The organism is Gluconacetobacter johannae, from assembly GCF_014174305.1.
GTDB classification, from domain to species: Bacteria; Pseudomonadota; Alphaproteobacteria; order Acetobacterales; family Acetobacteraceae; genus Gluconacetobacter; species Gluconacetobacter johannae.
This window is the reverse complement of the sequence record NZ_JABEQH010000011.1, coordinates 1-26,314: the sequence shown is the minus strand read 5'-3', so window position 1 is coordinate 26,314 and position 26,314 is coordinate 1. Positions and strand designations below refer to the sequence as shown.

Genomic DNA, 26,314 nt, shown 5'->3' with positions numbered 1-26,314 from the left:
GGGCGACGCGAAAGGGCTGTTTGCAAATGCGGAATGTCGGGCGACAGTGCAGGGATGCGGCATCGTCGCGTCGGGGTGCCGGCGGACATGTCTTGTGCACAGCTTTGACAGGAAGATGTCATGAACGATCGTCCCCGGCCCTCCGTCGCGCGCCTCGCGGTCGCGGCGATGATGCTTTCGGGGCTGGCGGCCTGCGCGCCGCAACCGGCGACGCGGCCGGTGGCCCAGGCCCCCGCCGCCCGTCGCCCGCCGCTGCAATTCGCGCCCGGAACGGTGGTCGAGGCGCCGCCCCCGGCGAACGAGGCGCAACTGGTCAACGATCCGTCCGCCCCGCTGAACACCCCGCTCTGCGGCGCCGCGGCGCGCGAGGCCGTCGCCGCCGGGGCCAGGCTGAACCCCGCCCCGCTGACGTCGGGGAACAGCTGCGTCGCCGGTGCGTGCTTCGATCCGTTGACCGGCACCTATATCGGCGCCGACGGCCATCGCCACGTCTGCCGCTGAACCTGCCGCCCCCCGGACGCCCACATAGGGGGTATGGAAAATCCTCGGGGCGAGGGGTGCAGGTTGTGATTGACAGCAAAAGCCCATCCACAACACCATTCGGGAAATGAACGGCCGGTCGCCCCTGGACGGCGCCAGCGACAGTGCGGCGACTGTCCATGCTTTCCCCTTGCGGCGCATGCTGCCTCTGCGCGAGGCCGCGGCTTATCTGGGTGTGCCGGCCAGGCGGCTGCGGGTGCTGGGCCTGCTGGGCGCCGGCCCTCGCCCGGCGGTGCGGCATGGGCGCGACCTGATGTACCGGGTCGAGGACCTGGATCGCTTTGTCGGCCTTCTCTACAGCCGGGCCAGGATTTCACTGGGCGAACAGACGCGGCAACGCCAGGACTGGCGCACGCGCATCGCAGCACCGGGGGCGGCCGCCACGGGCGGACGACAGGGGCCGGTCGATCCGTGCATGCAGATGCTGACGCTGGACGCGCTGGTGTCGGCCGGGGGGCCGCTGGCGCTGAAAATGCTGTTTGTGTCAGGGCTGGGGCTGATCTTCCTGTCGCACACGCCGCTGCTGTGGCGGCTGTAGGGGCGACAGGCAAGGAGGCGTGACGCCGGGAACAGTTTGCATCACGCACCGACGCCACATCGCGACCATAGGTTTGAAATGTAACCAAACTATGACGAACCGCCGGAAAACCGCGTGCCCGGACAGATTTTCAGCAGGAGGACGTGGCGGCGCAGGCCGGCGCCGGCGGCGGCAGGGCGGACGGAACGCCGGGCGGGCGCATCGACGGCTGGGGCGCGCGTTCGCCCACCGGGGGCGGCGGCACGATCTGCGGCACGTCGGGCGGCAGGTGCCCGAGGTCCAGCGGCTGCGCCGGCGGGATCGGCTGGCCGGGATAATAGACCTGCCCCCGATAGTTCGGCGACAATTGCGCCGCGTTCAGCCGGTCGATCAGCGAATCGCCGGTGCCGTCGGGATAGGCCGAGTGCGGCGGAGCCGGCGCCTGCGCGCAGGCCGGCGGAATGTGGGCCAGCAGGGGCAGGGCGGCCAGAAGGGCCAGGACCATCGTCCCGCGCCCCGTCATCCTGTGTTCTGGTGTCATGGTTCTGCCTTTCCGGATGGGCGTCCCGGGTCACCCGGCCGATTCCATCTCCGCCGGGGCGCGGGCGAGTATGGCACAGGCGGGCGCGCCGTTCATCGGCGATCTTGCCTGTTTGCGGTCGCGGGACTGGTCACGTCCCCGCCGATCCGCTAGGCAACGAAACATGCATCGCCTGCAACAGCCACGGATCAGGATCATGACGGAAGCCTTCAGTGCCGGACACGGCCGGACCGGGACGCCCCCGGCGCGACGGTGGATCCTGGCCGGCCTGATCGCGATGTCGGGCATCGCGCCCGCCATGGCCGCGCCGCGGGCCGCGGCCCCGGCGCCTGCCCCCGCGGCCGAGGCGGCCGGGCCGGACGGCGCCCCCCCGCAGCCGGTGCTGCCCGAACCCGCCGTGCCGACCTTCGGCGCCCTGCCGGCCGGCGTGCGTCCGCCCCAGCCGGTGATCGGCGTGTTCGATACCGGCGAGATCATGCGCCAGTCCGTCGCCGTCCAGCAGGTGGAGCAGGAAATGGGGGCCCGGCGCGAGAAGCTGATCCGCGAGGTCCGTGCCGAGGAAGCCCAGATCCAGGCCCTGCGCCAGCGGATGCTGAACGCCCCGCGCGACCAGGCCGAAATCCAGCAGCGGGCCCTGCAGCAGCGGGTGGCGTCCGACCAGCAGAAATTCGGCGAACGCAACCGCATCCTGCAGGAAGATATCCAGGTCGCGATGAACCAGGTCCAGCGCGAGGTGGCCCAGGTCGTCAATTCCATCGGCAAGTCGCGTGGCCTGACGATGGTCGTGCAGTCGGGCCTGGCCGTGCTGCATGGGCCGGAGGTCGATATCAGCCAGCAGGTCGTCACCCGCCTCAACGCCCTGCTGCCGCACGTCTACCTGCCGGCCGAGAACGAGGACCCGGAAGTGATCGCGAAATCGGGCCGCTTCCCCACGGCCCCGGTGCAGATGCCCGAGCCCGGCCCGCAGGACCAGCAGGGCTGATCGCCAGGAAGGTCGGGCTCTGCCCGAACCCGGCAAGGGCCTCGGCCCTTGCATCCCATTCGTTTTATGAAGTCCTGGGTTTCCAAGGGGCTAGGCCCTCTGGTGGGGCCAGCCCCTAGGCGGTCAGGTCCGCCAGGCGGCCGTCGCAGGCGCGCAACGCGTCGTCGGGGGTCAGGCGCACCTGCAATCCCCGCTGCCCTCCGTTGGTATAAAGGTAGGGCAGGTCGGCCGCCTGCCGGGCGAAGGCCGTGGGCACCTTGCGCTTCTGCCCGAAGGGGCTGATGCCGCCGACCCTGAAACCGGTGATCCGCTCGGCATCGGCGGGTTTCATCATCTTCGCCGACTTGCCGTCGAAGGCGGCGGCCAGCTTCTTCATGCTGACCTCGTGGTCCGACGGGACGACGACGCAGACCGGACGGCCGTCGATGTCGGCCATCAGGGTCTTGTAGACGCGCGACGGCGGCTCGCCGATCGCCTCGGCGGCCTGCACGCCCAGCCGGTCGGCCGACGGGTCGTAGCTGTATTCCACCGGGGAAAACGCGATTCCCGCCCGGCCCAGCGCCACCGTTGCCGGAGTATTCTTGCCCATCGCGCCGTTATAGCAGCGGGCGCATCCCCGGCAAGGCCGGGTTCAGCCGGCGGCGGCGATCCGCTGCCCGTGCCGGGTTTCGGTGGGCAGGCACAGCGCCGCCACGGCCGCCCCGGCCACCTCGGGGTCGGGCAGGGACGACAGGTCGGCGGCGGGCATGGCCTGCACCCGCAGGCGCGTGGCGACGGGGCCGGGATCGTACAGATTGATCCGCAGGCCCGATCCGGGCGCGATTTCCTCGGCCCAGGTCAGGACCATGGCCTCCATCGCCGCCTTGGACGCCGCCATCATGCCCCAGAAACTGGCCGGGCGGGCGGCGTGGCCGTCGGTCAGCACCACCACCCGGCCGGCCGGCGCGCGGTCCAGCAGCGGGGCGGCGGTGCGGATCAGGCGCCAGGCGGCGGTGGCGTTGACGGCCAGCGCGGCCGTCCAGTCGGTGTCGCGCATGTGGGTGACGGGGGTCAGCACCCCCAGCGTGGCGGCGCAATGCACCATCACGTCCAGCCCCCCGAACCGGCCGGCGATCGAGGGGCCGAGCGCGTCGATCGCGGCGCCATCCAGCAGGTCCAGCGGCAGCAGGGTGGAGGCCCGCCCGGTCGCGCGGCGGATCAGGTCGTCGGTTTCCTCCAGCCCGCCCTGGCTGCGGGCGGTCAGGATGCAATGCGCGCCGGCGGCCGCCAGGGCGCGCGCGCTGGCCCGGCCGATGCCCCGGCTGGCCCCGGTGACCAGCGCGACCTGGCCGGCCAGCGGCTGCTGCCCGTCCGTCCCCCCGTCGGGTCCCGCGGTCATGCGGCGGGGATGAATGCGGTGTCACCGCCTTCGGCTTCGTGATCGACCAGCGGGATCGGATAGTCGCCGGTGAAGCAGGCGTCGCAATACCGGCCCTGCGCCGCCGCCCGGTCGGCATGGCCCAGCGCGCGGTACAGCCCGTCGAACGAGATGAAGGCCAGGCTGTCGACGCCGATCAGCTCGGCCATTTCCTTCAGGTCGTGCTGGGCCGCCAGCAGCTTGCCGCGTTCGGGCGTGTCGATGCCGTAGAAGCACGAATGCGTCGTCGGCGGCGAGGAGATACGCATATGCACCTCGCGCGCGCCGGCGGCGCGGACCATGTCCACGATCTTGCGCGACGTGGTGCCGCGCACGATCGAATCATCGACCAGGATCACCCGCTTGCCGTCCAGCACCGGCCGGTTGGTCGAATGTTTCAGCTTCACGCCCAGATGGCGGATCTGGTCGGTGGGCTCGATGAAGGTCCGGCCGACGTAATGGTTGCGGATGATCCCCAGTTCGAAGGGAATGCCGCTGGCCGCCGCATAGCCCATGGCCGAGGGCACGCCGGAATCGGGCACCGGGACGATGACGTCGGCCTCGACCGCGCTTTCGCGCGCCAGCTCCACGCCGATGCGCTTGCGCGCCTCATAGACCGGCTGGCCGTCGAGGACCGAGTCGGGGCGGGCGAAATAGATGTATTCGAACACGCAGAAGCGCGACTTCTGTTCGCCGAACGGCTTGATCGAGCGCACGCCGTCGTTGTCGATGATGACGATTTCGCCCGGTTCGACATCGCGGACGAATTCGGCGCCGACGATATCCAGCGCGCAGGTCTCGCTGGCCAGCACCCAGGACGGCGCGCCGCCGTCCTCGTCGTCGATGCGGCCCAGGATCAGCGGCCGCACGCCCAGCGGGTCGCGCACGCCGATCAGCGCGTCGCGCGACAGCGCGACCAGCGAATAGGCGCCCAGCACCTGCTTCAGCGCGTCGATCAGCCGGTCCACCACATTGGCGTACAGCGAAATGGCGATCAGGTGGATGAACACCTCGCTGTCCGTCGTGGACTGGAAGATGCAGCCCCGGCGCACCAGCGCGCGCTTCAGGGTCTCGGCGTTGGTCAGGTTGCCGTTGTGCGCCACCGCCAGGCCGCCGAATTCGAAATCGGCGAACAGGGGCTGGACGTTGCGGATCAGCGTCGCCCCGGTGGTGGCGTAGCGGTTGTGGCCCACCGCGCGATGGCCCGGCAGGGTGGCCATCACCCGCGCGTCGCCGAACACGTCGCCGACCAGGCCCAGCCCCTTGTGGGTGTGGAACCGCGCGCCGTCGTACGAAACGATTCCCGTCGCTTCCTGCCCGCGATGCTGCAGGGCGTGCAGGCCCAGCGCCGTCAGCGCCGATGCGTCCTTGACGTTCCAGACGCCGAAGACCCCGCATTCCTCATGCGGCTTGTCGTCGTGCTGCCATTGCGGCGCCACGTCCCGCACAAAGGCAGGGTCATGCAGGAAGACGGGGCCGTCGGGGGCGGGGGAACGGGTGGACATCAGCGGTCTTTCCTCGACAGGCCCGGGGGGCGGCCTCGTAAGGGTTCAGATCGGGGCGTCATGGCGCGTCTGCCCCGGTTGTGCAAGGCGTGGCTGCATGGAAATGGGAAGGAAGGGGGCCAGATAGAAGGCCCCTCGCGCCACCAGCGGCAGGGCCTGGGCGTCGCGCACCTCGTCCGGCCACGATGCGGGCGGGGCGACCAGCCCGGCGGTCAGGTACAGCGCCACCAGCACGCCATAGCCGCGCACCCCGCCGAACAGCAGGCCCAGCGTGCCGTCCAGCCCGCCCAGCGCCGACCCGCGGATGCGCCGGCCGCAGATCTGCGCCACCAGGGTGAAGACGACCAGCAGGCCGACGAACGGCACGACGAAGGCCGCGGTGTCGGCCGCCAGCGGATTGGCGACCCAACGCGCGGCGACCGGCTGCAGCGATCCGGTCCAGTGCGCGGCCAGCGCCACCGCGCCGACCCAGCCGCCCAGCCCCAGGGTTTCACGCACCAGCCCGCGTCCGCAGCCCAGCAGGGCCGAGACCAGGACGACGCCGCCGCACAGCAGGTCGGCCCAGTTCCACGTCATCGCCCGCCCGCCCGGGCAGACGCGGGACGAGGCGCAAGGGGGGCAGGGACCCGGTGCATGGGGCCGTCGCGTTCCTTCCGTTTTCGGTGCGCGGACGGCGGCGGCCGTCCGGAGGGGCAGCTTATGCCATTGTCCGCGCGGCGACGACAGGGGAAAGATCGGGCCTCCCCTCCCGCCGGGGCGCATGGGTCAGGGCAGCTTGGTCGAGCGGATTCGCCACGGGCGGGTGATGGCCCGGCCGGTGCCGCGCGCCGGCGCGTTCAGCGACAGCAGCAGGTTGCCGACCTGCGTCCGGCGGTCCAGTTCGGTCCACACCGCCTCGGGCGCGACGTTCCGGGCCGCCCACAGGCGCATCAGCATGTGCACGACGTCGGCGCTTTCGCGGACCAGGGTCGCCCGATCGTCGACGATCAGCGCCGCCAGGCAATGTTCGGCATGCACGCCGAACGCCCGGGCGGTGCGGCGGATATGCAGGTCGGACGCGCCCTCGGGGTCGGCCCCGACAGCCAACCCGGCCCACAGCCGGCCCAGCACGTCGGCCGCGCCATCCGCGCCGGACATGCGTTCCCCGGCCCGCGCGGCGTCGTCCGGGTCTGTCTGCGAAGGGGGCGCGGACTGGGGCATTTGTGCATGATGCGGGTGGGCCGCCGCGCGGTCAACGCGGCACTTGGCCTGGCGTGGGCGTCCTTCCGGGTCGGGGTGTTGCCATCCGGACGGGATACGCGCATTACGTACCGAGCATGCAATAACAGTTGGTATCCGACATGTCGGCGCAGGGTTCAGATGCCAATCAAATCCACAAAAGCTGGATTTGCCGATTCGTTCGTATAAGTCATGGGCCACATAAAAATGCGATATCATCTCCTGAATCTCGAGCGCTGTCCTGAACGACTTGCCGCCTTCCGGAACGACAATCCGGAGTGTGCATATTTCACAAAAACGCAGGCCATCGACGGAAAAGGGGTCGAGAGGCAAATTCTCGCGGATAAACACCTGATGAACCCCGGTCTTGAGTACACCGACGGGGCCATCGGGTGTGCCTTGTCGCATATGGCGATCTGGACCGAGGTCATCAACAGTCGGGAGCCGGCGACCGTCGCCGAAGATGATGCGGTCATGAGAGCGGATTTCCGCTCGGAGCAGGAGCGTCTTCTTTCGGCGGCCCCCCACGACTGGGACATCATTCTGTGGGGCTTTAATACCGATGCCTACGTCACCTTCGATCTGATGCCCGGAGTCTCGAAATTCACGGGGCATCTGTATCATGCGGACGTCATGGGCAACCTGTCTTCTTTCAAGGAAGCGAAATACAGGTCCGAATTGTTCCCGCTTGTTCGCGCGCACGGAACGATCTGTTATTCGATTTCACCGCTAGGGGCGGAGCGCCTCCTGTCGCATGTCGTGCCTCTCCGCCCCATGGACGTGTTTTATCCAGGGTTGAACCGCAACAAGATCAACACCGGCATCGACGACATGATGGCGTCGGTCTACGACAGCGTGAAGGCTTGCGTCTGCGTGCCGCCGATCGTTGTTTCAAAGCACGATCTGCCGAATAGCACCGTGCAGACCGCCGGAGGCTGACTTTGCCGATGGGGTTGCGGCGATGACAGGCTCCGTAACGCTCATCGCCCCTGTCAAAGGGGCTTGATATAGTAAAATACGGTATTGCTGCAAACCGAATCAATGCGGTCCGCCTTGTAGGTCGTGGTCAACCCATATGCGGCCGCAAGTTCGGGGCTGATATGCTCATTAAGGCGAAAGACAACCTTGTCCGTTTTCATGATCGACTGCATCATCGGGACCGCATCGTCCGTACCGAAGATGCGTACATGATCTTCCTGATAAAATCTTTGCCTGCGCTCATCGTCACTCAGTGAAGGGGACAGATCCTCGTCAAATTTGCCCGGTCTGATCGGGATGGTGAAAGCCTGGATGCCGCCGGGCACGAGAAGGGAGTTCAGCGCCTGAATCGTTTCGGCAAAATCCGCGGGAATATGCTCAAGCACATGATTATGAATGATGATATCGGCAGGCGGCAATTTTTTTGTGCCTTCCATGTCGGCCAGATCATGCCGTCCGATAAAATTTCCGGTAAAACCATATGAACCTGGAGAATAATCGAAGCATCTATAATTCCTGTTCTTTCCGTTATTTGAAAAGGCGTTGAACAGCATTGGCTCCGGAGCGAAGTGAAGAATCCGCTTGTCAAAGTCATCCGTGCCAATATTTTTCAGGCAATTTTTCATGGTCAGAAAGAGGAAAATCGCGCGCTGACGTTCAAGACTGCCGCAGCGGGTACACTGCTCGGCCGACCTGCCACGAAATTCCTGAAATTTATTTGCCGTGGCGCAAATGGTGCAGAAATTCATCTGTTCCTCAGGGTATATATGGTCAAAAAATACTCGTATCGACCAGATATTGTTCCATGATTGGAAAGCTTTGTCGCCTGGAAAATCTCGCAGGGCGAGCACGTTGCGGGGCCGCACAAAGCGCCTTACGGGCCCCGTCCAACCGGTGTATATAGTCGCTCAACATTGGCTTTCCATTGCAGAAGACAGGCGTTGAATCATGACTCTTGCTCAACCGGATAGTAGCTCGCCCCTCTTTTCCATTGTTATTCCAAGCTACAACCGGGCGGATGACTTGCAACGTTGCCTGCATAGTGCGTTGGCCCAGGACTGGGAGGACTATGAGGTCATTGTCAGCAATAACGCCTCGCCCGACCATACGCGTGATGTCCTTGATCGCTTCGACGACCCCCGACTGCGTGTCTTCCACCAGAAAGAAAACATCGGACCGGAACAGAATGTCGCTTTTGTCCTGCAGGAGGCGCGGGGCAAATACATCATCATGCTGACGGATGATGACCTGCTGATGCCTTATGCCATTACCATGATCCGCATGGTTCTGCGTCAGGAGCCCGATACCGGCCTCATTTTCACCCCCATGCGACAGATCGACGGCCAACGCAACCTGGCGGGCGATCATCTATGGATCGACGGCATCGAACGGCGAAGCGACCTGCCCAGTATCAAGGTCTTTCCGCCGGGAAAACAGACCTTCATTGATCTGTTCTGGCATGGCCATGTGTTGACGCGCTGGGTCATCCGCAGGGACATTGTCGACCTGGAAGGCTACAAGCGCGAAATCGGGCGCCATCTTTATTCACCCATGTGGATCACCGGCACGGCCATGCTGGCCGCGAAAACGGTTTTCCTCAACCAGTACATCACAATCCACCGGATCTTGAACAAGATTTACTGGGAATACCCTGACGATCACATGCACGGTGGCCTTGTCGCCATGTTGAAGGAATTGCTTGCCGACGACCCGGCCAGTATCCAGACCATGCTCGTCATGACGGCCCAGCGCGCGATCAACCGGGTGAACTTCATTCAGGAGCGCGAGGCCGACACGCGCAGCAGCGCGGACGCGGTAAAACGGTACATCGCAGCCCTGATGGATATTCCCGACTTTGCAGCAATGAATGGCTTCCCCGAGGCGTTGGGCAATCAGGCCATGGCCCTGGAATGCTATGACATGGCGACACGCCTTGAAATGAAGGCCATTATTGACGCTGCGCGGGGAATCGGCTGATGAAAGTTGTTATCCTCTGCGGCGGTCAGGGCACCAGACTGCGGGAAGAGACGGAACATCGGCCAAAACCGTTGGTGGAAGTCGGCGGAAGACCGATCCTGTGGCATATCATGAAGATCTTTCAGGCCTACGACCTGAATTCCTTCGTCCTGTGCCTGGGATACAAAGGCACGATGATTAAGGAGTATTTCCTGAACTACCGCGCCATGATGAATGACTTTACCATGCGCCTTGGTTCAAGGGAGAGTATTTCCTTCCCCACGTCCCCCGACGATGAAGATGACTTCGAGGTCACCCTGGCCGACACCGGCGATGACTCCATGACGGGTGCCAGAATCAAGCGGGTGGAGCGGTATATTCCAGATACGGACGATCTGTTTCTGGTCACGTATGGCGACGGCCTGGCCGATGTGGATATCGCAAAGCTGATTGCCTTCCACCGATCTCATGGGCGACTGGCGACAGTCACCACAGTACAGCCTGTATCCCGCTTCGGTGTCCTGAACCTGGAAGGGGATGCGGTACAGGCTTTTGTGGAAAAACCGCGTCTGGACGGCTGGTCTTCCGCCGGCTTCTTTGTTTTCGACCGCCGGGTTCTGGATTGGCTGTCCGTCAGGCCGGACTGCATCCTGGAGCGGGAACCGCTGGAGCGCCTTTCGGCGGCGGGCGAGCTCATGGCCTACCGGCACGACGGCTTTTTCTTCGCCATGGACACCTATCGGGAATTTCTAGTACTGAATGAATTATGGCACTCGGGCAAGGCTCCCTGGAGGATATGGTGACAAACGCCGACAGTTTTGAATGGCGCGACCGGCCGGTTCTCGTCACCGGAGCCAGTGGTCTTGTCGGCGGCGCGCTGACCCGGCGTCTGGTTGAGGCAGGGGCCGATGTGGTCGCTTTGGTGCGGGACTGGGTGCCGTCCTGCGAACTGATGACGGAGGGTCTGCTCTCCAGGGTCACGGTCGTGCGCGGGGATATCTGCGACTATGCCCTGATGGAACGGATACTCGGGGAATACGAGATCCAGGTGGTTTTTCACCTCGCGGCGCAGACGATCGTCGGCATTGCCAATCGCAACCCGCTTTCCACCTTCGAGGCGAATATCAAGGGCACATGGAATGTGCTGGAAGCCTGCCGCCACGCGCCGACCGTGCGGCAGATCATTCTGGCCTCCTCCGACAAGGCTTATGGGGAGCAGGCGATCCTCCCCTATGACGAGCAGATGCCGCTCATCGGACGCCAGCCGTACGATGTCTCAAAATCCTGCGCGGATCTCATCGCCCAGGCCTATGCCCATACCTACGGCCTGCCTGTGGTCGTCACGCGCTGCGGCAATTTCTACGGCCCCGGGGACCTGAACTGGAACCGCATCATACCTGGCACCATCCGCTCGGTCCTTCGTGGCGAACGTCCCCTGATCCGTTCGGACGGACATTTCATCCGCGACTATTTCTTCGTGGAGGACGGGGCTGCGGCTTACATGACCCTGGCCGCGCATCTGGCCCGTCACCCCGAAATCGCCGGAAATGCCTATAATTTCTCCAACGAGATACAGGTGACCGTTCTCGACCTGGTACAGCGTATTCTCACGGCCATGGACAGCGACCTGGAGCCCCGGATTCTCAACAAGCCTTTCGGCGAGATCCGCCAGCAGTATCTTTCCGCGGCCAGGGCCCGGAACGAGCTGGACTGGAAGCCTCTCTATACGTTGGACGAAGGGTTGGGGCTCACCATTCCCTGGTACAAAAATCATCTGGAGTATAATGCATGACCGCTTCGGCGGAGCGGGATCTGCGCGATCAGATCCTGGCCTTGACCCGGGCCCATCACGCTGCGGCCAACGCTCAGACTGCATTCGTGCCCGGGGAAACCCCGGTACCCGTCACCCGCCGGGTGTGGGACGCCGAGGATGTGGCTTCGCTGGTTGATGCCTCTCTCGATTTCTGGCTCACCGCCGGACGCTACGCCAGACGTTTCGAGAGCGAATTCGCCACGGTTTTCGGCCGGCGCTACGCCCGACTGGTCAATTCCGGATCCTCGGCAAATCTGGTCGCCCTGGCCAGTCTGACCTCGCCTCTGATGAAAGAGAAGCGTCTGCTGCCCGGAGACGAGGTGATTACAGTTGCTTCGGGCTTCCCGACGACGGTCAATCCAATCCTGCAACTCGGTCTGGTCCCCGTTTTTGTCGACGTGGAGGTCCCCACCTACAACGTCGATGTCGAGGCCCTGGCCGAGGCCATAGGCCCCCGTACCCGGGCCATCATGCTGGCCCACACGCTGGGCAATCCCTTCAACCTTGACCGGGTCATGGAACTGGCGCGCGCCCACGATCTGCTGGTCATCGAAGATTGTTGTGACGCGCTGGGCGCGAGCTGGCGGGGGCAGGGGGTCGGAACCTTCGGGATCGCGGCCACGGTCAGCTTCTATCCCGCCCATCACATTACCATGGGTGAAGGCGGTGCAGTCCTCATGGACAAGCCACTGGTCATGCGGGCGGCCGAGTCGTTTCGTGACTGGGGCCGGGACTGTTTCTGCGAGCCGGGTCAGGACAATTCCTGCGGCCGCCGCTTTTCCTGGAAACTGGGCGATCTGCCGGAAGGGTTCGATCACAAATACATCTATACCCACATCGGCTACAACCTGAAGGCGACCGACATGCAGGCCGCGGTAGGCGTATCCCAGCTGACAAAACTGCCGGGATTCATTGCTGCCCGCCGCGCCAATTTCGACAGGCTGTGGAAGGCGCTCGCTCCTCTCCAGCATCTGCTGATCCTGCCGGAGGCAACGCCGGGTTCGGATCCGAGCTGGTTCGGCTTCCCCATTGCCGTACGCGAGGACGCGCCTTTCACCCGCAATGCCATGGTTCGCCATCTTGAAGACCGGCGCATCGGCACCCGCCTTCTGTTTGGCGGCAACCTGCTGCGCCAACCGGCCTACCGCGACGTTCCCAGACGCCAGGTCGGTGATCTGCACATGTCGGATTTTGTCATGAACAATGTCTTCTGGATTGGCGTTCACCCGGCCCTTACCGATCCCATGATCGATTTCATGGCGGAAACCATCACGGATTTCTGTCGGCAATGACCGCTCTTCCGTCTTCGGCCCGGGACATCCTGAATGAGGACGCGGGCCGGGTTGCCGCCCGCCTGACAGCGGATCAGCTCGCCCGTCTGTCCGGCCGCCATGTGCTGATTACCGGCGCGGCGGGCTTCCTGCCCGGCGCCATCGTCGATACCATCGCCTATCTGAATACCCATGGACTGGTGGAGAAGCCTGTCCGCCTGACCCTTCTGGGCCGCTCTGCCGAGGCGTTGCGCCGCCGTCATCCCTGGGCGGCGGAAGACCCCGGCGTTACGGCCCTGATCCAGGATGTCAGCCTCCCGCTTCCCCCCCTGGCTCCGGTGGATTACATCATCCACGCCGCGTCGCCGGCGGCCCCACGCAGCTTTATGGCTGACCCGGCCGGCCTGATGGCCGCCAATACGACCGGCCTCATGCACCTGCTGGCCCGCGCCCGCCAGGACCGGGCGGCAGCGTTGCTCTACGTATCCTCAAGCGAGGTTTACGGAACCCTTCCACCAGAGCAGTTCCCCACGTCCGAGGACGCCATAGGTCTGCTGGACTGGCGTCAGGCGCGGACAGCCTACGCCGAGGCCAAACGCGCGGGGGAAGCCATCTCCCTGGCCTGGTGGCGCCAGCATAACGTGCCCGTGCGTATCGTCCGTCCCTTCCACGTTCACGGTCCCGGCCAGGATATCGACGACGGACGCATCGTCGGCGCCATGGTGCGCCTGGGTCTGGACGGCAGGCCCTTCGTTCTGGAAAGCGACGGCCAGGCCACACGCACCTACGGTTACGTCACGGACGCGACCACCGCCTTCCTGAAGATTCTGCTCTCGGGTGCGGACGGAGGACTCTACGGCATTGGTGCTGACGGTCCGGAAACATCCATTCTGGACCTCGCGACCGAGATCGCCCGGTTATTCGGCGTTACCGAACCTGTCCGGACAGCGTCCGCACGCCCGCAGGCGGGATCACCATCGCGGGTGCGTCCGAACCTTGACCGGATACGCACGGAACTGGGCTGCATCGCGGAAGTCGGCCTGTCTGAAGGGCTGGCCCGCACCATCGCCTGGAACCGGGCCGTAGCCGCCGAGGCGCCGGCCGTCGGCCATGGACCGGAGCGCTGGCAACGCATTCCTCCGCTTCCGCAGGCGGTACCCGCCATTCCCGACCTGATGGAAGCCTACGCGCATGGCCGTATGCCGCGCGACAGTTTCTGGAAAAGCATGGCCCGCCATCACCAGGGTCTGGACGACACCCATATCCTGGTGAGGGACGCCGTGGCCGGGATGACGGTCACCGGCGAGGGCGCCACGATCACCCTCACCAACGGCCTCAGGCTGGGGTTGAATGCCGGCGACATCCGTGGAGCAGCCGCGCATGTGCTGAACCACGGTCACTACGAACCTACCGAACTGGCCGCATTTCAGGCCACGCTGGCGACGACCCGGGGGCGCTTTGTAGACATCGGCGCCAATGTGGGCTGGTACAGCCTGCACGCCAGTCTGCACGCTGAAACCCGCACCGCGGGCATTCTGGCCGTGGAGCCCGTGCCGGACACGCGTATGCTGCTCTGCGCCAATCTCGCGCGCAACGGCCTGGAAACGGTGGTAAAAGTAGCGGGTTGTGCGCTGGGCGAGGCGTCGGACACCATTACCCTTCATGTGCCCGAGTTTACGGGCAGCGTCGCAGCTTCCCGGCGTCCCCTTTTCCCGGACCAGCCGAACAGGCGCGTCACAGTCCCGCAGCGCACCCTGGACAGCCTGCTGACCGAGAGCACGAATGGCAGCGCTGTCGGCCTGGTCAAGATCGACGTGGAGGGAGCGGAAATTTTCGTGCTGCGCGGCGCTGGCGCCACTCTGGAGCGCCACCGGCCGGTGCTGATGATGGAGCTGCTACGCAAATGGGCGGCAGTATACGACTATCATCCCAACGATATTCTCGATCTGCTCGCCCCCCTGGGGTATGTGGCCCACGCGCTGACAGCGAACGGTCTGGAGGAGATTTCCAGAATTACGGATGAGACCGTAGCGACCAATTTCCTGTTTCTCGTGCCCGACCGCCACAGTGCCGTCGCCGCCGCGGTCAGCACCGCGTTGCGTACGCTGCCGGAAGACAACCGTCCATGACGCTGGATACCGTGAATTTCGCCCGACAACTGCGAATTCATGCCTTGCGGATGGTCCATAGGGCCAAGGCCTCCCATATCGGAAGCTGTCTCAGCATGGCGGATCTGCTGGCTGTGCTCTACGGCGGGCTGCTGCGGGTCGATCCCGCCGATCCGGCCTGGAACGGGCGGGACCGGTTTCTTCTGAGCAAGGGACACGCTGCCGCCATTTATTACGCCGCCCTTGCGGAAAGAGGGTTTTTTCCACTGGACTGGCTGGAAAGCTATTGCCGCGATGGCGCCGTTCTGGCCGGGCATGTGACCAGCAAGGGCGTGCCGGGGGTGGAGGCGTCCACCGGCTCGCTGGGCCATGGTCTTCCCATCGCCTGCGGCATGGCCCTGGGGCTGCGCGCCGAAGACAAGGGCCGGCCCGATCCCAGGCGGGTGATCGCCGTGCTCAGTGATGGAGAGTTGGACGAAGGCTCCAACTGGGAAGCCTTTCTCTTTGCAGGGCATCACAAGCTCTCGGGCCTGACCGCCATCATCGACTACAACAAGATCCAGAGCTTCGGACGGACGTCGGAGGTTCTGGATCTGGAACCCCTGCGGGACAAACTGGCCGCATGCCGCTGGACCGTGCGTGCCATCGACGGCCACGACCACGACGCCATCAGCCGGTCCCTCCTCGCTCCGCCGGAAGGCGACCGCCCCACCGTCATCATCGCGCATACGGTGAAGGGCAAAGGTGTGAGTTTCATGGAAAATGACCTGCTCTGGCACTATCGCTCGCCACGGGACGACGAATTTGCCAAAGCCCTGGCGGAACTGGGCGCATGAGAAGTGTTGTCGCCGAAGGGCTGGTCGCCCTGGCCGAAGCCGACGAGCGGGTCTGGCTGCTGACCGGAGACCTGGGTTTTTCAGTCATGGAGCCCTTCGCAGCCCGCTTCCCAGACCGTTTCATAAACGTGGGCATTGCCGAGCAGAACATGGCCGGAATAGCCGCCGGCCTGGCCATGACCGGGCGCAAGGTCTTCTGCTGGTCCATTGTCAACTTCGCGGTTATCCGCTGCCTCGAGCAGATCCGCAACGATATCGTCGCCCACGGGGCCGACGTGACCGTTATCGGCATCGGCGGTGGTTTTGCCTATGGCAGCCATGGCTACACGCATCACGGCGTGGAAGATCTGGCCATGACCCGGGTCCTGCCAGGCATCACGGTGGCCGTTCCCGCCGACCCTGCGGAGGCCGCCTGGGTTCTGGCCGCCCTGGGACGGCAAGGGGGGCCCGCATATCTGCGCCTCAACAAGGGTGGCGAACCGACCCTGCATGAAACATCTCTGGACGCTGTTCCCTTCGGCCCCATGCTCTGCCTGCGCCCTGGCCGGGACGGCGCGTTTCTTGCAACCGGCCCCGTAACGGGTGAGGCGCTGGCCGCCGCCTCGCTCCTTGCCGGCCAGGGTATTGATATGGGCGTATGGAGCGTACCGGTTATCCAGCCCCTGGACAGGGAAACCCTGACCCGTCTGGCAAAAGACCTGCCTCTTCTGGTCACTGTGGAAGAACATGTCCTTTCAGGCGGCCTGGGCGGAGCCGTTGCTGAAGCCGTCGCCGAATTGCCCGGTCCCCGCGCCCAGGTCCTGAGGGCGGGAATGGATCCTGCCCAGCCGTCGCGCAACGGGGGACAGGAGGACCTGCGACGAACCTATCGTCTGGACTCTACAGGACTGGCCGAGCGCGTTCTTTCTGCCCGAAACAGGTAGCTGGACGGAGCGTCTTTGAAAACGGCCCCAGCAGGGGCTGTCACCGATACGTTCGGATTCACGCTTTAAGGCAAGGAAAGTTCGAAGAAAACTGTGTGGTCGAATTCTTTGTAATGAAAGTTGTTTTTAAGTATTTCCCACTGCATGATCCGATCGTTATCGCTCATATATTGGGAAATTTCTCTTTTTCCATCCGGGGTTTTTTCCGAATCGTGCATATTTTTGACGACTATTTTGTCAAAAATCGCAAACTTTGCCTTTTTATTTGATCCCAGATAGTTGCAGAACCACCAGTCTACCCCCCAACCGGCCATTTTTCCATCATATATATTAAGAAAATCAAATAGAGCTTCCGCTTTAAACAGCGGGCATGTGACTTCGATGAAATTTACTATTCTTGCAACAAGTTTTTCCTTTTCTACCATTCGCGTTATTTCGTGAGAAATTTTCCCATTTGAACTGAAAGCAGGCTGAGATACATCAAAGTCAAAAAAAGAAGCGACATCAAAAAGAATACTGGCATTTCCAAGAGTGAATTCTATGTCGTCATCCACAACCCAGATGTAATCATATCCGGAAAGAATGGCCGGCTGCGAGACGACGATGGATTTCAGATTCTGGAATTTTGCGCCCTTGATAATAAAGGTAAAATCAGATTTTTCCGCAATATTGCGATAAGCAATCTCGGAGTTCCCATAAAACGCAACGACAAGGTCCCAGTTTCTGCTTTCCTTGTCTTCCATGAGTTTTGCAATGTTATTGTTGTCGCCCGCGCTTGTGAAAATGCAAAATCTCTTTTTCAGGTGTCCGGATGGAAGATATTTTTCATTATTCATAAAAAGCACCTTTGCGAAATTCTCGTGAAAGCAGAAGGTCTGCGCCGGGCAGGACGCATCGCCTGACAGGGGCGTCCATTTCCGGCGTTGGCGCGAGGCGGCCTTCAGGCCCGCCTCTCACACCGAGAAATATTTCGCCCGCGGGTTCAGCACCACCAGCGCCGAGGTCGATTGCTCGGGGTGGAGCTGGTAGCCCTCGGCCAGCGACACGCCGATGCGTTCGGCGTCCAGCAGGCGCAGGATCGGCTCCTGGTCCTCCAGGCGCGGGCAGGCCGGGTAGCCGAACGAATAGCGCGAGCCCCGATAGCCCTGCTGCAGCATCTTCGCCATGTCGCGGTCGTCGTCGGCGGCGAAGCCCAGTTCGGCGCGGATGCGCTTGTGGGTGTATTCGGCCATGGCCTCGGCCATCTCCACCGACAGGCCGTGCAGATACAGGTAGTCCTTGTAGCGATTGCCCTCGAACCACGCGCGCGCGATGTCCGACGCCTTCTGCCCCACGGTGACGACCTGCAACCCGACGACATCGCGCCGGGCGTCATCGACGTCGCGCACGAAATCGGCGATGCATTCGCCATCGTCGCGCGGCTGGCGCGGCAGGGTGAAGCGCGCGACCTCGGTCGTGCCGTCCTCGGCGAACAGGATCAGGTCGTTGCCCTGGCCGGCGGCCTTCCAGTAGCCATAGGCGGCCTGGGGCCGCAGGATGTCCTCGGCCGCCGTCAGCGCCAGCATCCGGCGCAGCACGGGGCGCAGTTCCTGCCGCGCCCAGCCCATGAATTCGTCCAGCGAGCGCCCCTGCTTCCGGAAGCCCCACTGGAACTGGTACAGCGACCGCTCGTTCAGGAACGGCAGCACCGCGTCGGGCGTCGCCTCCAGCACCCGCGCGCCCCAGAACGGCGGCTGCGTCACCGGCTCGTCGCGCGTCAGGCGCAGGCGGCGGGCATGGGCGGCGGCGACATCCACGGGGCCGAAGCCGCGATTTTCCGCCTGTTCCATGTCGCGGGGCCGGGCGCGCGTGGCCTTGCCCGCGCGGCGCGCGCGGATGGCGGCCAGGTATGCGTCGAATTCGCCGCGCGTCACCTGGTCCATCAGCGACAGCCCGTCGAACGCGTCGCGGGCATAGGCCACGCGGCCCTCGGCGCCGTAGGCGGCGGTGCAGTCTTCCTCGACATAATTGCGGGTCAGGGCGGCGCCGCCCAGCAGCACGGGCACGTCCAGCCCCTGGCGCGCCATTTCCTCGAGGTTCTCGCGCATGATGACGGTCGATTTCACCAGCAGGCCGGACATGCCCACGGCGTCGGCGTCATGTTCGCGGGTGGCGGCGATCATGTCGGCCACCGGCACCTTGATGCCCAGGTTGACGACGCGATAGCCGTTGTTGGTCAGGATGATGTCGACCAGGTTCTTGCCGATGTCGTGCACGTCGCCCTTGACGGTCGCCAGCACGATGGTGCCGCGCGCCTGGCCCTCGGCGCGTTCCATGTGCGGTTCCAGATGGGCGACGGCGGCCTTCATCGTCTCGGCCGATTGCAGCACGAAGGGCAGTTGCATCTTGCCCGCGCCGAACAGCTCGCCCACCACCTTCATGCCGTCCAGCAGGATGGTGTTTATGATGTCCAGCGGCGGGATGGTCCGCATCGCCTCGTCCAGCTCGGCTTCCAGCCCCTTGCGGTCGCCATCGACGATGCGGTCCTTCAGGCGGCCCTCGACCGTCTCGGCGCGGGTCTTCTTCACCGCGTCGGCGGCCTTGCGGTCGGCGAACAGCGCCAGCAGGCGCTGCAGCGGGTCATACCCCTCGGACCGGCGGTCGAAGATCAGGTCCTCGGCGACGCGGACTTCCTCCTCGGGGATCAGGTGCAGCGGTCGGATCTTGGACACATGGACGATCGCCGCCGTCATGCCCGCGCGCACCGCATGGTCCAGGAAAACCGAATTCAGCACCGCACGCGCCGCCGGGTTCAACCCGAACGAGATGTTCGACAGCCCCAGCACGATCTGGATGTCGGGGAAGCGCGCGCGGATCAGGCGGATGCCCTCCAGCGTCCACGCCCCCAGCTTGCGGTCGTCCTCGACACCCGTGCCGATGGTGAAGGTCAGCGGGTCGATCATCAGGTCCGATTGCGGCAGGCCGTGGCGGTCGCAGGCGAATTCGACCAGCCTTGTCGCGATCCGCAGCTTGTCCTCGGCCGTCTTGGCCATGCCGACCTCGTCGATCGTCAGCGCCACCACGGCCGCGCCGAACTTGCGGGCCAGCAGCATGCGGTCGGTGGCGTGGCCCTCGCCGTCCTCGAAATTGATCGAGTTGATGATCGCCTTGCCGCCATACAGCTTCAGCGCGGCCTCGATCACCGGCGTCTCGGTCGAATCGATGACCAGCGGCGCGTTGACCGAGGCGGTGAAACGGGTGACGACCTCGTTCATCTCACGCATTTCGTCCCGCCCGACGAAGGCGGTGCAGATGTCCAGCGCGTTCGACCCTTCGCCCACCTGCTCGCGCCCCACGGCCACGCAGCCGTCCCAGTCGCCTTCTTCCTGCAAGGCGCGCCATTTCTTCGACCCGTTGGCGTTGCAGCGCTCGCCGATCGAGAAATAGCTGTTCTCCTGACGCAGCGGCACCTGCGTGTACAGGCTGGACACCGACGGCACCCAGACCGGACGGCGCACGACAGGGGCGGGGCGGTGGCGGCCGGTGCCCTCGGCGCGGCGGCGCAGCATGGCGTCCAGGGCTGCGATGTGCGGGGTAGAGGTGCCGCAGCACCCGCCCACCAGGTTCAGCCCGTCCTCACTCACGAAGCGGTCCACCCAGGTGGCCATGTCGGCCGGCGACAGCGGGTAATGGGTCTGCCCGTCCACCAGTTCCGGCAGGCCGGCATTGGGCTGGATCGAAATCAGCCCCGGCCAGTTCTCGGCCAGCCAGCGGACATGTTCGGACATTTCCTGCGGGCCGGTGGCGCAGTTCAGCCCCATCAGCGGCACGTCCAGCGCATGGATCGCCGTGGCGGCGGCGGCGATGTCGGGGCCGACCAGCAGCGTGCCGGTGGTTTCCACCGTCACCTGCACGAAGATCGGCGTGTCGGCGCCCAGTTCGGCCCGGGCGATCTTCGCCCCGTTCACCGCGGCCTTGATCTGCAACGTGTCCTGGCAGGTTTCGACCAGCAGGGCGTCCACCCCGCCTTCGATCAGCCCCCGGCACTGCTCGGCCAGCCCGGCCTCCAGCGTGTCGTAGTCGATGTTGCCCAGCGACGGCAGCTTGGTTCCCGGCCCGACCGAGCCCACGACATAGCGGTGGCGGCCGTCGGAAAAGCTCTCGGCGGCCTCGCGCGCCAGATGGGCGGCGGTGCGGTTGATCTCGCGCGCGCGGTCGGCCAGCCCGAATTCGCCCAGGGTGATCGGCGACCCGCCGAAGCTGTTGGTCTCCACCATGTCCGCCCCGGCCTCGAAATAGCCGCGATGGATCTCGCGCACCAGCTCGGGGCGCGACAGGTTCAGGATCTCGGTGCAGTTCTCCTGCCCCCAGTAATCCCGCTCGACATCGAGGTCCAGCACCTGCACGCGCGACCCCATGCCGCCGTCACACAGCAGGACCTGGTCGCGAAGGGCGTCGAGAAGATGGGGTCGGGTGGTCATGATGGTCCTGGTTTTCCACGGAAGGGGCGCGATCGTTATTCCCGCAAGGCGCGGCGGCTGTCCAGCGCGGCGGCCCGCGCGCGCATTCGGGTATAATGTGCATCCCGCCGCGAGGCGAGAGCGGAAGGACGGTCGGGCGCTGCCCGAACCCGGCAAGGGCCTCGGCCCTTGCATCCCGTTCGTTTATGACGTCCTGGGTTTCCAGGGGGCGGCAAGGGGGGACCGATGGCAGGCAACGGGGACGATGACGGGCGGATCGTGCTGGATCTGGTGGACGCCGCCGCCTTCGCCGGGATGGCGGGCGATGCCGGCGCGCTGGTCCTGACCGGCCAGGGCGTGCTGGATGACGCCGTCGCCGACCCGGCGCGCATGGGGTGGCAGGACGTGATCGCGCTGCGCGCCACGCTCTCGCCGTTCGGCCATGGGGTGGCCTGCGTGTGCTGCGTGCCGTCCGGCGGGTTTACCTCGGCGCTGTCGGACCTGTTCCGCGCCCGCGTGACCGGCCAGCGCCCGTGGTTCGACCGCGTGGTGATCGTCATGCCCGCCGGGCAGCTTGACGATGTGCGGCGCGACGTGACGGGCCACCGCATGGTGGCGGCGCGCTACCGGCCCGGCCTGGGGGCCTGAAGTCCGGGGCGTCCAAAGGGCGGCCCCCCGACGCGCCGCATTAACCCTCCCTTCGTCTTTCGGGGCCAGGCTGGCCCGGACCCAGCGAAGGATGAGCCGTGGCGCAGTCAGACCCCCCGCCAGGTGCCGCCGATTCGGCCACCGCGCACGCGCGGCCGGCCCCGACGACGATCCGCCTGCATGCCACGGCGGCGGCGGCGCGCCATCACGGCGTCGATGTGGATATCCGCGATTTCGTGGCCGAACCGGGCGAGGTCGCGCCGTCGCCGGCCGCCCTGGCGCGCTGGCTGAACGACCAGGGGGCGGTGGCGAAGGGGATGCGCCTGAAATGGCGCTACCTGGTGCGGATGCACAACACGCCGCCGGTCGTGCTGATGTTCCGCGACGGGTCGGCGGGGCTGATGGTCGCCGCCGACGCCGAACGCGGCATCGTCTGGCTGCGCGACCCGCTGGGCGACGCGGGATCGACGCCCGTGGCGGTGGACGAACTGCGGCTGTCGCAGGTCTGGACCGGCGACGTGCTGCTGGTGAAGCGCCGCCGCGACCTGGCCGAGGCCGACGCGCCGATCGACTTCGCGTGGCTGGCGCGGACGGTCCTGCGCGAACGCCGCGCCCTGCGCGACATCGTGCTGGCGTCGATGGTGCTGAGCGTGCTGGCGATCTTCCCGCCGCTGATCGTCATGCAGGTGGTCGACCGGGTGGTGAATTTCCGGTCGATGGCGACGCTGGTGTCCATCACCGCCATCGTCTGCGTGCTCAGCTTCTATGAAATCCTGCTGACCTACGCGCGGCGGGAACTGACCCTGGTGCTGACCACCCGGCTGGACACGCGGATTTCGCTGCATGTCTTCAACCGGCTGCTGGCGCTGCCGCTGGAATTCTTCGAACGCCAGCAGGCGGGGCACGTCATCGGGCGCGTGTCGGCGATCTACAAGGTCAAGGATTTCATGACCGGGAAGCTGCTGAACACCTTCCTGGACCTGTTCACCCTGATCGTCGTCCTGCCCTTCCTGTTCTACCTCAGCGCCACGCTGGCGTGGATGACCATCGCGGCGGCGGGGGCGATCGGGCTGGTGGTCGTCGTCTTCATGGGGCCGGTGGGCGCGCTGATCGGCCGGAAGGTCCATGCCGACATGGCGCGCGGGTCGGTGATGTACGAAACCGTCGCCGGCATCCGCACCATCAAGACGCTGGCGCTGGAACGCCCCCGCCGGCAGTTGTGGGACGAACGGTCGGCCGAATCGGCGCTGTGGTCGCTGGCGGTCGGGCGCATGACCAACGTGGCCTCGACCGTGGTGATGCCGTTCGAACTGTTCATCAATCGCGGCATCATCCTGGTGGGGGCGTACCTGATCCTGACCGGCGGGGGCCAGATGGGCGGCGGCGCGCTGATGGCGTTCATGATGCTGGGCGGCCGCGTGGCCGCGCCGCTGATCGGCCTGGCGCGCCTGCTGGACGACCTGAACGAGGTCCGGACCGCCCTGGGCGAAGCCGGGCTGGTGCTGAACCAGCCCACCGAAAGCCGCGCGCTGACCAGCGGCCTGCGGCCCGACATCCGGGGCGCGCTGTCCTTCACCGACGTGAACTTCACCTACCCCGGCGCGGCCACGCGCGCGCTGGACGACGTCAATTTCGACATCCCGGCCGGCACCATGCTGGGGCTGGTCGGGCGCAGCGGGTCGGGCAAATCCACCATCACCCGCCTGCTGCAGGGCGTCAGCCGGTCGTACAGCGGGTATCTGAAGCTGGACGGGGTGGACCTGCGCGAGATCAACCTGACGCATCTGCGCCGGTCGCTGGGCGTGGTGTTGCAGGACAATTTCCTCTTTCGCGGGACGGTGCGCGACAACATCACCGCCGGCCGCCCCGGCCTGACGCTGGACGACGTGGTGCGCGCCGCCCGCCTGGCCGGCGCCGAGGAATTCATCGAACGCATGCCCGCCGGCTACGAAACCTGGATCGAGGAAGGCTCGACCAACATTTCGGGCGGCCAGCGCCAGCGCCTGGCCATCGCCCGCGCCCTGATCTGCGACCCCCGGCTGATGATCCTGGACGAGGCGACCTCGGCCCTCGACCCCGAGAGCGAGGCGCTGGTGAACGCCAACCTGCAACGGATCGGCCGGGGCCGCACCATGGTCATCGTGTCGCACCGGCTGTCGTCGCTGGTCGATTGCGACCAGATCTGCGTGATGGACCAGGGCAGGGTGGTGGATATCGCCCCGCATGCGGTGCTGCTGGAACGCTGCGCCATCTATCGCACCCTGTGGTTGCAGCAGAACCGCCACCAGGCCGCGCCGGCCGGGCGCGCCAGCCCCGCCGCGATGCTGGCCGAAGGGGGGATGGAGCCATGACCGAGCGCAGGATGGTCCCGGCCGGTGACGACGCGATGGACGGCTACGTGCTGCCCGACGCGGACGACCCCGCCACCCCCGCCGACATGCCGGCCGCCCTGCTGGAATTCCATTCGCCCAGCGCGGCGCTGACGACCCTGCCGCCCACGGCGTCGGCCCGGTACATCACCTGGCTGATTTCCGGCCTGATGATCGCAAGCCTGGTGGTGATGTCGGTCTTTCCGCTGGACCAGGTCGTGACGTCCCAGGGGCGCATGGCCTCGACCGACGCCACCCTGGTGGTCCAGCCGCTGGAAACCTCGATCATCCGCTCGATCGACGTGCATGAAGGCGACTTCGTCCGCAAGGGCCAGGTGCTGGCGCATCTGGACCCCACCGTCACCGACGCCGATGTGCAAAACATGCGCGTCCAGGTGCAGGCCTATGGCGCGCAGGTCGATCGCCTGACCGCCGAGGCCGACGGCCGCGACTACACCCCCGACGCCACGGTCCCGGCCTCGGTGCAGGAGGCGGCGGCCTTCCTGCGGCGGCGCGCCGAATTCACCGCCAAGCTCGAGAATTACGACAAGCAGATGGCCGGCGCGCGGGCCGAGATGCAGGGCAATCTGGCCGACGCGGCGATGTATGCGGCCCGCGCGCGGGTGGCGTCCGACGTGCACGCCATGCGCCTGCGCCTGCAACGCGACCAGGTGGGCAGCCGCCTGTCCACCCTGTCGGCGCAGAACGACCTGATGGAGGTCGAACGCGCCCAGATCGCCGCCCAGCAGGCCGCCGGCGGCGCCCGCGCCCGGCTGGAGGCCACGACGGCCGAGCGCGACGGCTTCATCCAGAACTGGAAGGCCACGGTCTACCAGGACCTCAGCACCGCGCAGCACCGCCTGGCCGACGCCCAGGACGATTCCCGCAAGGCCGGGCTGCGGCGCAGCCTGGTGGTCATGCGCGCCGACCGCGACGCGGTGGTGCTGAGCATCGCCGGCCTGTCGGTGGGTTCGGTGATGCAGTCGGGCAACCAGTTGATGACGCTGGTGCCGGCCGACAGCGGGCTGGAGGTCGATACGGCGGTGCGCGGTTCCGATGTCGGCTTCATCCGCCCCGGCGACCATGTGCTGCTGAAATTCGCGACCTTCCCCTACACCCAGTATGGCGGGGCCGAGGGCACGGTACGCGTCATCAGCGCCGATTCCTTCGCCCCCGCCGACGGCGCGCAGACCGGCGCCGGGGCCGGGGCGCAGGGGGTGCACGCCAATGCGGGCGGGATGGATGCGTTCTACCGCGTGCGGGTGCGGGTCGATCGCTACACGCTGCACGACGTGCCGCCCTTCTTCCACCCCCAGCCCGGCATGCCGGTCGAGGCCGACATCCATGTCGGGCGGCGGACCATGATGCAGTACCTGCTCAACCGCCTCGTGCCCACGCTCACCGACGGCATGCGCGAACCTTGAAAGGTTGGGCTGGCATGCGCCCTGTTGGCGATCCGACGCGCTTTTTCTGTGCTTCGGTGCTCACGGCCATCAAGGCCGCTCCGCTCCGATGCTCGAAAAATCACGTCGGGCGTGCCGCTGCGCGGCACTCTCGCTCAACAGGCCACATGTCAGCCCAACCTTTACGAGGCTCACGACGGTCAAGACGGTTGAGTTCCAAACGACTGGGTTTCCAAAGGGCGATGCCCTTTGGCGGGTTCAGGGCAGAGCCCTGAGGACCCCCAGCCCATGAAGCGCGTCCTCTCCCGTGTCGGGGCGCGGTTTTCGCAGCGGGCGCGGCTGGCCCATGCGCTGGCCCTGCTGGCCGAGGGCGAGGCGGTCGAGGGGTTCGGCCATCTCAGCATCCTGGCCGGGGCCGGCATGCCCGAGGCGCAGTTTCGCGTCGGCCGCGCCTATCTGGACGGGACCGGCGTGCCCCCCAGCCTGGTCGAGGGCGCGCGCTGGATGCGCCGCGCGGCCGAGGCCGGATGGGTCGAGGCGCGGCTGGTGCTGGGCACGCTGTATCTGTTCGGCCTGCCGCACGAGGCCGGCGCGGCGCAGGGCCTGCGCCTGACGGCCGAAACGCCGGGCGACAGCACGCCCGACCCCACCGCCGCCGCGCACTGGGCGCGGCTGGCGGCCGAGGCCGGGTCGCCCGACGCCCAGGCCTTGTACGGCTACATCCTGGCCAACGGCCCCGACGAGCTGCGCGATGTGGCGGCGGCCGAGGACTGGTTCGCCCGCGCGGCGGCGGCGGGCTGCGCGCAGGGGCACCTGGGGCTGGGGCTGGCGTGGCTGCGCGCCGCGACCGACGAGGCCGGGCGCGCGCGGG

At 65.9% G+C, this 26,314-nt stretch carries 23 protein-coding genes and 1 pseudogene; 15 read left to right on the top strand and 9 right to left on the bottom strand.

The window, feature by feature from the left end; all coding sequences use genetic code 11:
* The first annotated feature begins 120 nt into the window (after positions 1-120).
* Together HLH21_RS09310 and HLH21_RS09305 are read left to right on the top strand one after the other, a co-directional pair.
* A complete protein-coding gene (locus tag HLH21_RS09310; RefSeq protein ID WP_182943487.1) occupies positions 121-501 on the top strand; it encodes a BA14K family protein in 381 nt (126 codons plus the stop codon).
* Between the two features lie 178 nt (positions 502-679).
* Positions 680-1,078, top strand: coding sequence for a helix-turn-helix domain-containing protein (locus HLH21_RS09305; RefSeq protein ID WP_246379497.1), 399 nt, complete (start codon positions 680-682; stop codon positions 1,076-1,078).
* A 130-nt stretch (positions 1,079-1,208) separates the two neighbouring features.
* Here the strand turns inward: HLH21_RS09305 and HLH21_RS09300 are convergent, their stop codons facing one another.
* Positions 1,209-1,598, bottom strand: a complete 390-nt coding sequence (locus HLH21_RS09300; protein ID WP_182943576.1) for a hypothetical protein — start codon at positions 1,596-1,598, stop codon at positions 1,209-1,211.
* A gap of 196 nt (positions 1,599-1,794) precedes the next feature.
* On the opposite strand from HLH21_RS09300, the gene HLH21_RS09295 reads away from it, so the two are divergent.
* Positions 1,795-2,580, top strand: a complete 786-nt coding sequence (locus HLH21_RS09295) for an OmpH family outer membrane protein (protein ID WP_182943485.1) — start codon at positions 1,795-1,797, stop codon at positions 2,578-2,580.
* A 115-nt stretch (positions 2,581-2,695) separates the two neighbouring features.
* On the opposite strand, the gene ybaK is transcribed toward HLH21_RS09295, so the two are convergent.
* From ybaK to HLH21_RS09270, 5 genes are all read right to left on the bottom strand, one after another.
* On the bottom strand, positions 2,696-3,169 hold the full coding sequence (gene ybaK, locus HLH21_RS09290; protein ID WP_182943484.1) for a Cys-tRNA(Pro) deacylase: 474 nt from the start codon (positions 3,167-3,169) through the stop codon (positions 2,696-2,698).
* Between the two features lie 42 nt (positions 3,170-3,211).
* Complete coding sequence (locus tag HLH21_RS09285) at positions 3,212-3,958, bottom strand: SDR family NAD(P)-dependent oxidoreductase (protein WP_182943483.1); 747 nt, start codon at positions 3,956-3,958, stop codon at positions 3,212-3,214.
* Positions 3,955-5,481: an amidophosphoribosyltransferase gene (purF, locus tag HLH21_RS09280; protein ID WP_246379494.1), complete on the bottom strand. Its 1,527-nt coding sequence runs from the start codon at positions 5,479-5,481 to the stop codon at positions 3,955-3,957. The genes HLH21_RS09285 and purF overlap by 4 nt, the downstream gene beginning before the upstream one ends.
* 45 nt (positions 5,482-5,526) lie before the next feature.
* Positions 5,527-6,057, bottom strand: coding sequence for a CvpA family protein (locus tag HLH21_RS09275; protein ID WP_182943482.1), 531 nt, complete (start codon positions 6,055-6,057; stop codon positions 5,527-5,529).
* Positions 6,058-6,246: 189 nt separating this feature from the next.
* Positions 6,247-6,618 carry a phosphoribosyl-ATP pyrophosphatase gene (locus HLH21_RS09270; RefSeq protein ID WP_246379492.1) on the bottom strand — a complete coding sequence of 124 codons (372 nt, stop codon included), beginning with the start codon at positions 6,616-6,618 and terminating at the stop codon, positions 6,247-6,249.
* A gap of 288 nt (positions 6,619-6,906) precedes the next feature.
* Between HLH21_RS09270 and HLH21_RS09265 the strand changes: the two genes are divergently transcribed.
* Complete coding sequence (locus HLH21_RS09265) at positions 6,907-7,638, top strand: glycosyltransferase family 25 protein (RefSeq protein WP_182943480.1); 732 nt, start codon at positions 6,907-6,909, stop codon at positions 7,636-7,638.
* A gap of 53 nt (positions 7,639-7,691) precedes the next feature.
* Here the strand turns inward: HLH21_RS09265 and HLH21_RS09260 are convergent, their stop codons facing one another.
* The gene (locus HLH21_RS09260) at positions 7,692-8,426 is read right to left on the bottom strand and encodes a class I SAM-dependent methyltransferase (RefSeq protein ID WP_182943479.1); all 735 of its coding nucleotides are present in this window, start codon (positions 8,424-8,426) and stop codon (positions 7,692-7,694) included.
* Positions 8,427-8,625: 199 nt separating this feature from the next.
* Between HLH21_RS09260 and HLH21_RS09255 the strand changes: the two genes are divergently transcribed.
* The 7 genes from HLH21_RS09255 to HLH21_RS09225 are packed head-to-tail and all read left to right on the top strand — an operon-like array spanning position 8,626 to position 16,584.
* Positions 8,626-9,654, top strand: coding sequence for a glycosyltransferase family 2 protein (locus HLH21_RS09255; RefSeq protein WP_182943478.1), 1,029 nt, complete (start codon positions 8,626-8,628; stop codon positions 9,652-9,654).
* Positions 9,654-10,436: a glucose-1-phosphate cytidylyltransferase gene (gene rfbF / locus HLH21_RS09250; protein WP_182943477.1), complete on the top strand. Its 783-nt coding sequence runs from the start codon at positions 9,654-9,656 to the stop codon at positions 10,434-10,436. Before HLH21_RS09255 ends, rfbF begins: the two co-directional genes overlap by 1 nt.
* Positions 10,433-11,425: an NAD-dependent epimerase/dehydratase family protein gene (locus HLH21_RS09245; RefSeq protein ID WP_220789751.1), complete on the top strand. Its 993-nt coding sequence runs from the start codon at positions 10,433-10,435 to the stop codon at positions 11,423-11,425. The genes rfbF and HLH21_RS09245 overlap by 4 nt, the downstream gene beginning before the upstream one ends.
* Positions 11,422-12,738, top strand: a complete 1,317-nt coding sequence (gene rfbH, locus HLH21_RS09240) for a lipopolysaccharide biosynthesis protein RfbH (RefSeq protein WP_182943476.1) — start codon at positions 11,422-11,424, stop codon at positions 12,736-12,738. The genes HLH21_RS09245 and rfbH overlap by 4 nt, the downstream gene beginning before the upstream one ends.
* The gene (locus HLH21_RS09235; RefSeq protein ID WP_182943475.1) at positions 12,735-14,846 is read left to right on the top strand and encodes an FkbM family methyltransferase; all 2,112 of its coding nucleotides are present in this window, start codon (positions 12,735-12,737) and stop codon (positions 14,844-14,846) included. The genes rfbH and HLH21_RS09235 overlap by 4 nt, the downstream gene beginning before the upstream one ends.
* Positions 14,843-15,661, top strand: coding sequence for a transketolase (locus HLH21_RS09230; RefSeq protein ID WP_182943474.1), 819 nt, complete (start codon positions 14,843-14,845; stop codon positions 15,659-15,661). The genes HLH21_RS09235 and HLH21_RS09230 overlap by 4 nt, the downstream gene beginning before the upstream one ends.
* Positions 15,658-16,584, top strand: coding sequence for a transketolase family protein (locus HLH21_RS09225; protein WP_182943473.1), 927 nt, complete (start codon positions 15,658-15,660; stop codon positions 16,582-16,584). Before HLH21_RS09230 ends, HLH21_RS09225 begins: the two co-directional genes overlap by 4 nt.
* Before the next feature lie 65 nt (positions 16,585-16,649).
* On the opposite strand, the gene HLH21_RS09220 is transcribed toward HLH21_RS09225, so the two are convergent.
* Together HLH21_RS09220 and metH are read right to left on the bottom strand one after the other, a co-directional pair.
* A complete protein-coding gene (locus tag HLH21_RS09220) occupies positions 16,650-17,420 on the bottom strand; it encodes a DUF707 domain-containing protein (RefSeq protein WP_246379527.1) in 771 nt (256 codons plus the stop codon).
* Positions 17,421-17,537: 117 nt separating this feature from the next.
* On the bottom strand, positions 17,538-21,044 hold the full coding sequence (gene metH / locus HLH21_RS09215) for a methionine synthase (protein WP_182943471.1): 3,507 nt from the start codon (positions 21,042-21,044) through the stop codon (positions 17,538-17,540).
* 225 nt (positions 21,045-21,269) lie between these two features.
* On the opposite strand from metH, the gene HLH21_RS09210 reads away from it, so the two are divergent.
* From HLH21_RS09210 to HLH21_RS09195, 4 genes and pseudogenes are all read left to right on the top strand, one after another.
* Complete coding sequence (locus HLH21_RS09210; RefSeq protein WP_182943470.1) at positions 21,270-21,671, top strand: hypothetical protein; 402 nt, start codon at positions 21,270-21,272, stop codon at positions 21,669-21,671.
* Between the two features lie 98 nt (positions 21,672-21,769).
* On the top strand, positions 21,770-24,022 hold the full coding sequence (locus HLH21_RS09205; protein WP_182943469.1) for a peptidase domain-containing ABC transporter: 2,253 nt from the start codon (positions 21,770-21,772) through the stop codon (positions 24,020-24,022).
* Positions 24,019-25,464 (top strand): HlyD family type I secretion periplasmic adaptor subunit, encoded by a 1,446-nt coding sequence (locus HLH21_RS09200; protein ID WP_182943468.1) that lies wholly within the window; start codon positions 24,019-24,021, stop codon positions 25,462-25,464. Before HLH21_RS09205 ends, HLH21_RS09200 begins: the two co-directional genes overlap by 4 nt.
* Positions 25,465-25,731: 267 nt before the next feature.
* Positions 25,732-26,314 (top strand): annotated as a pseudogene (locus HLH21_RS09195) (SEL1-like repeat protein); the annotation flags it as partial.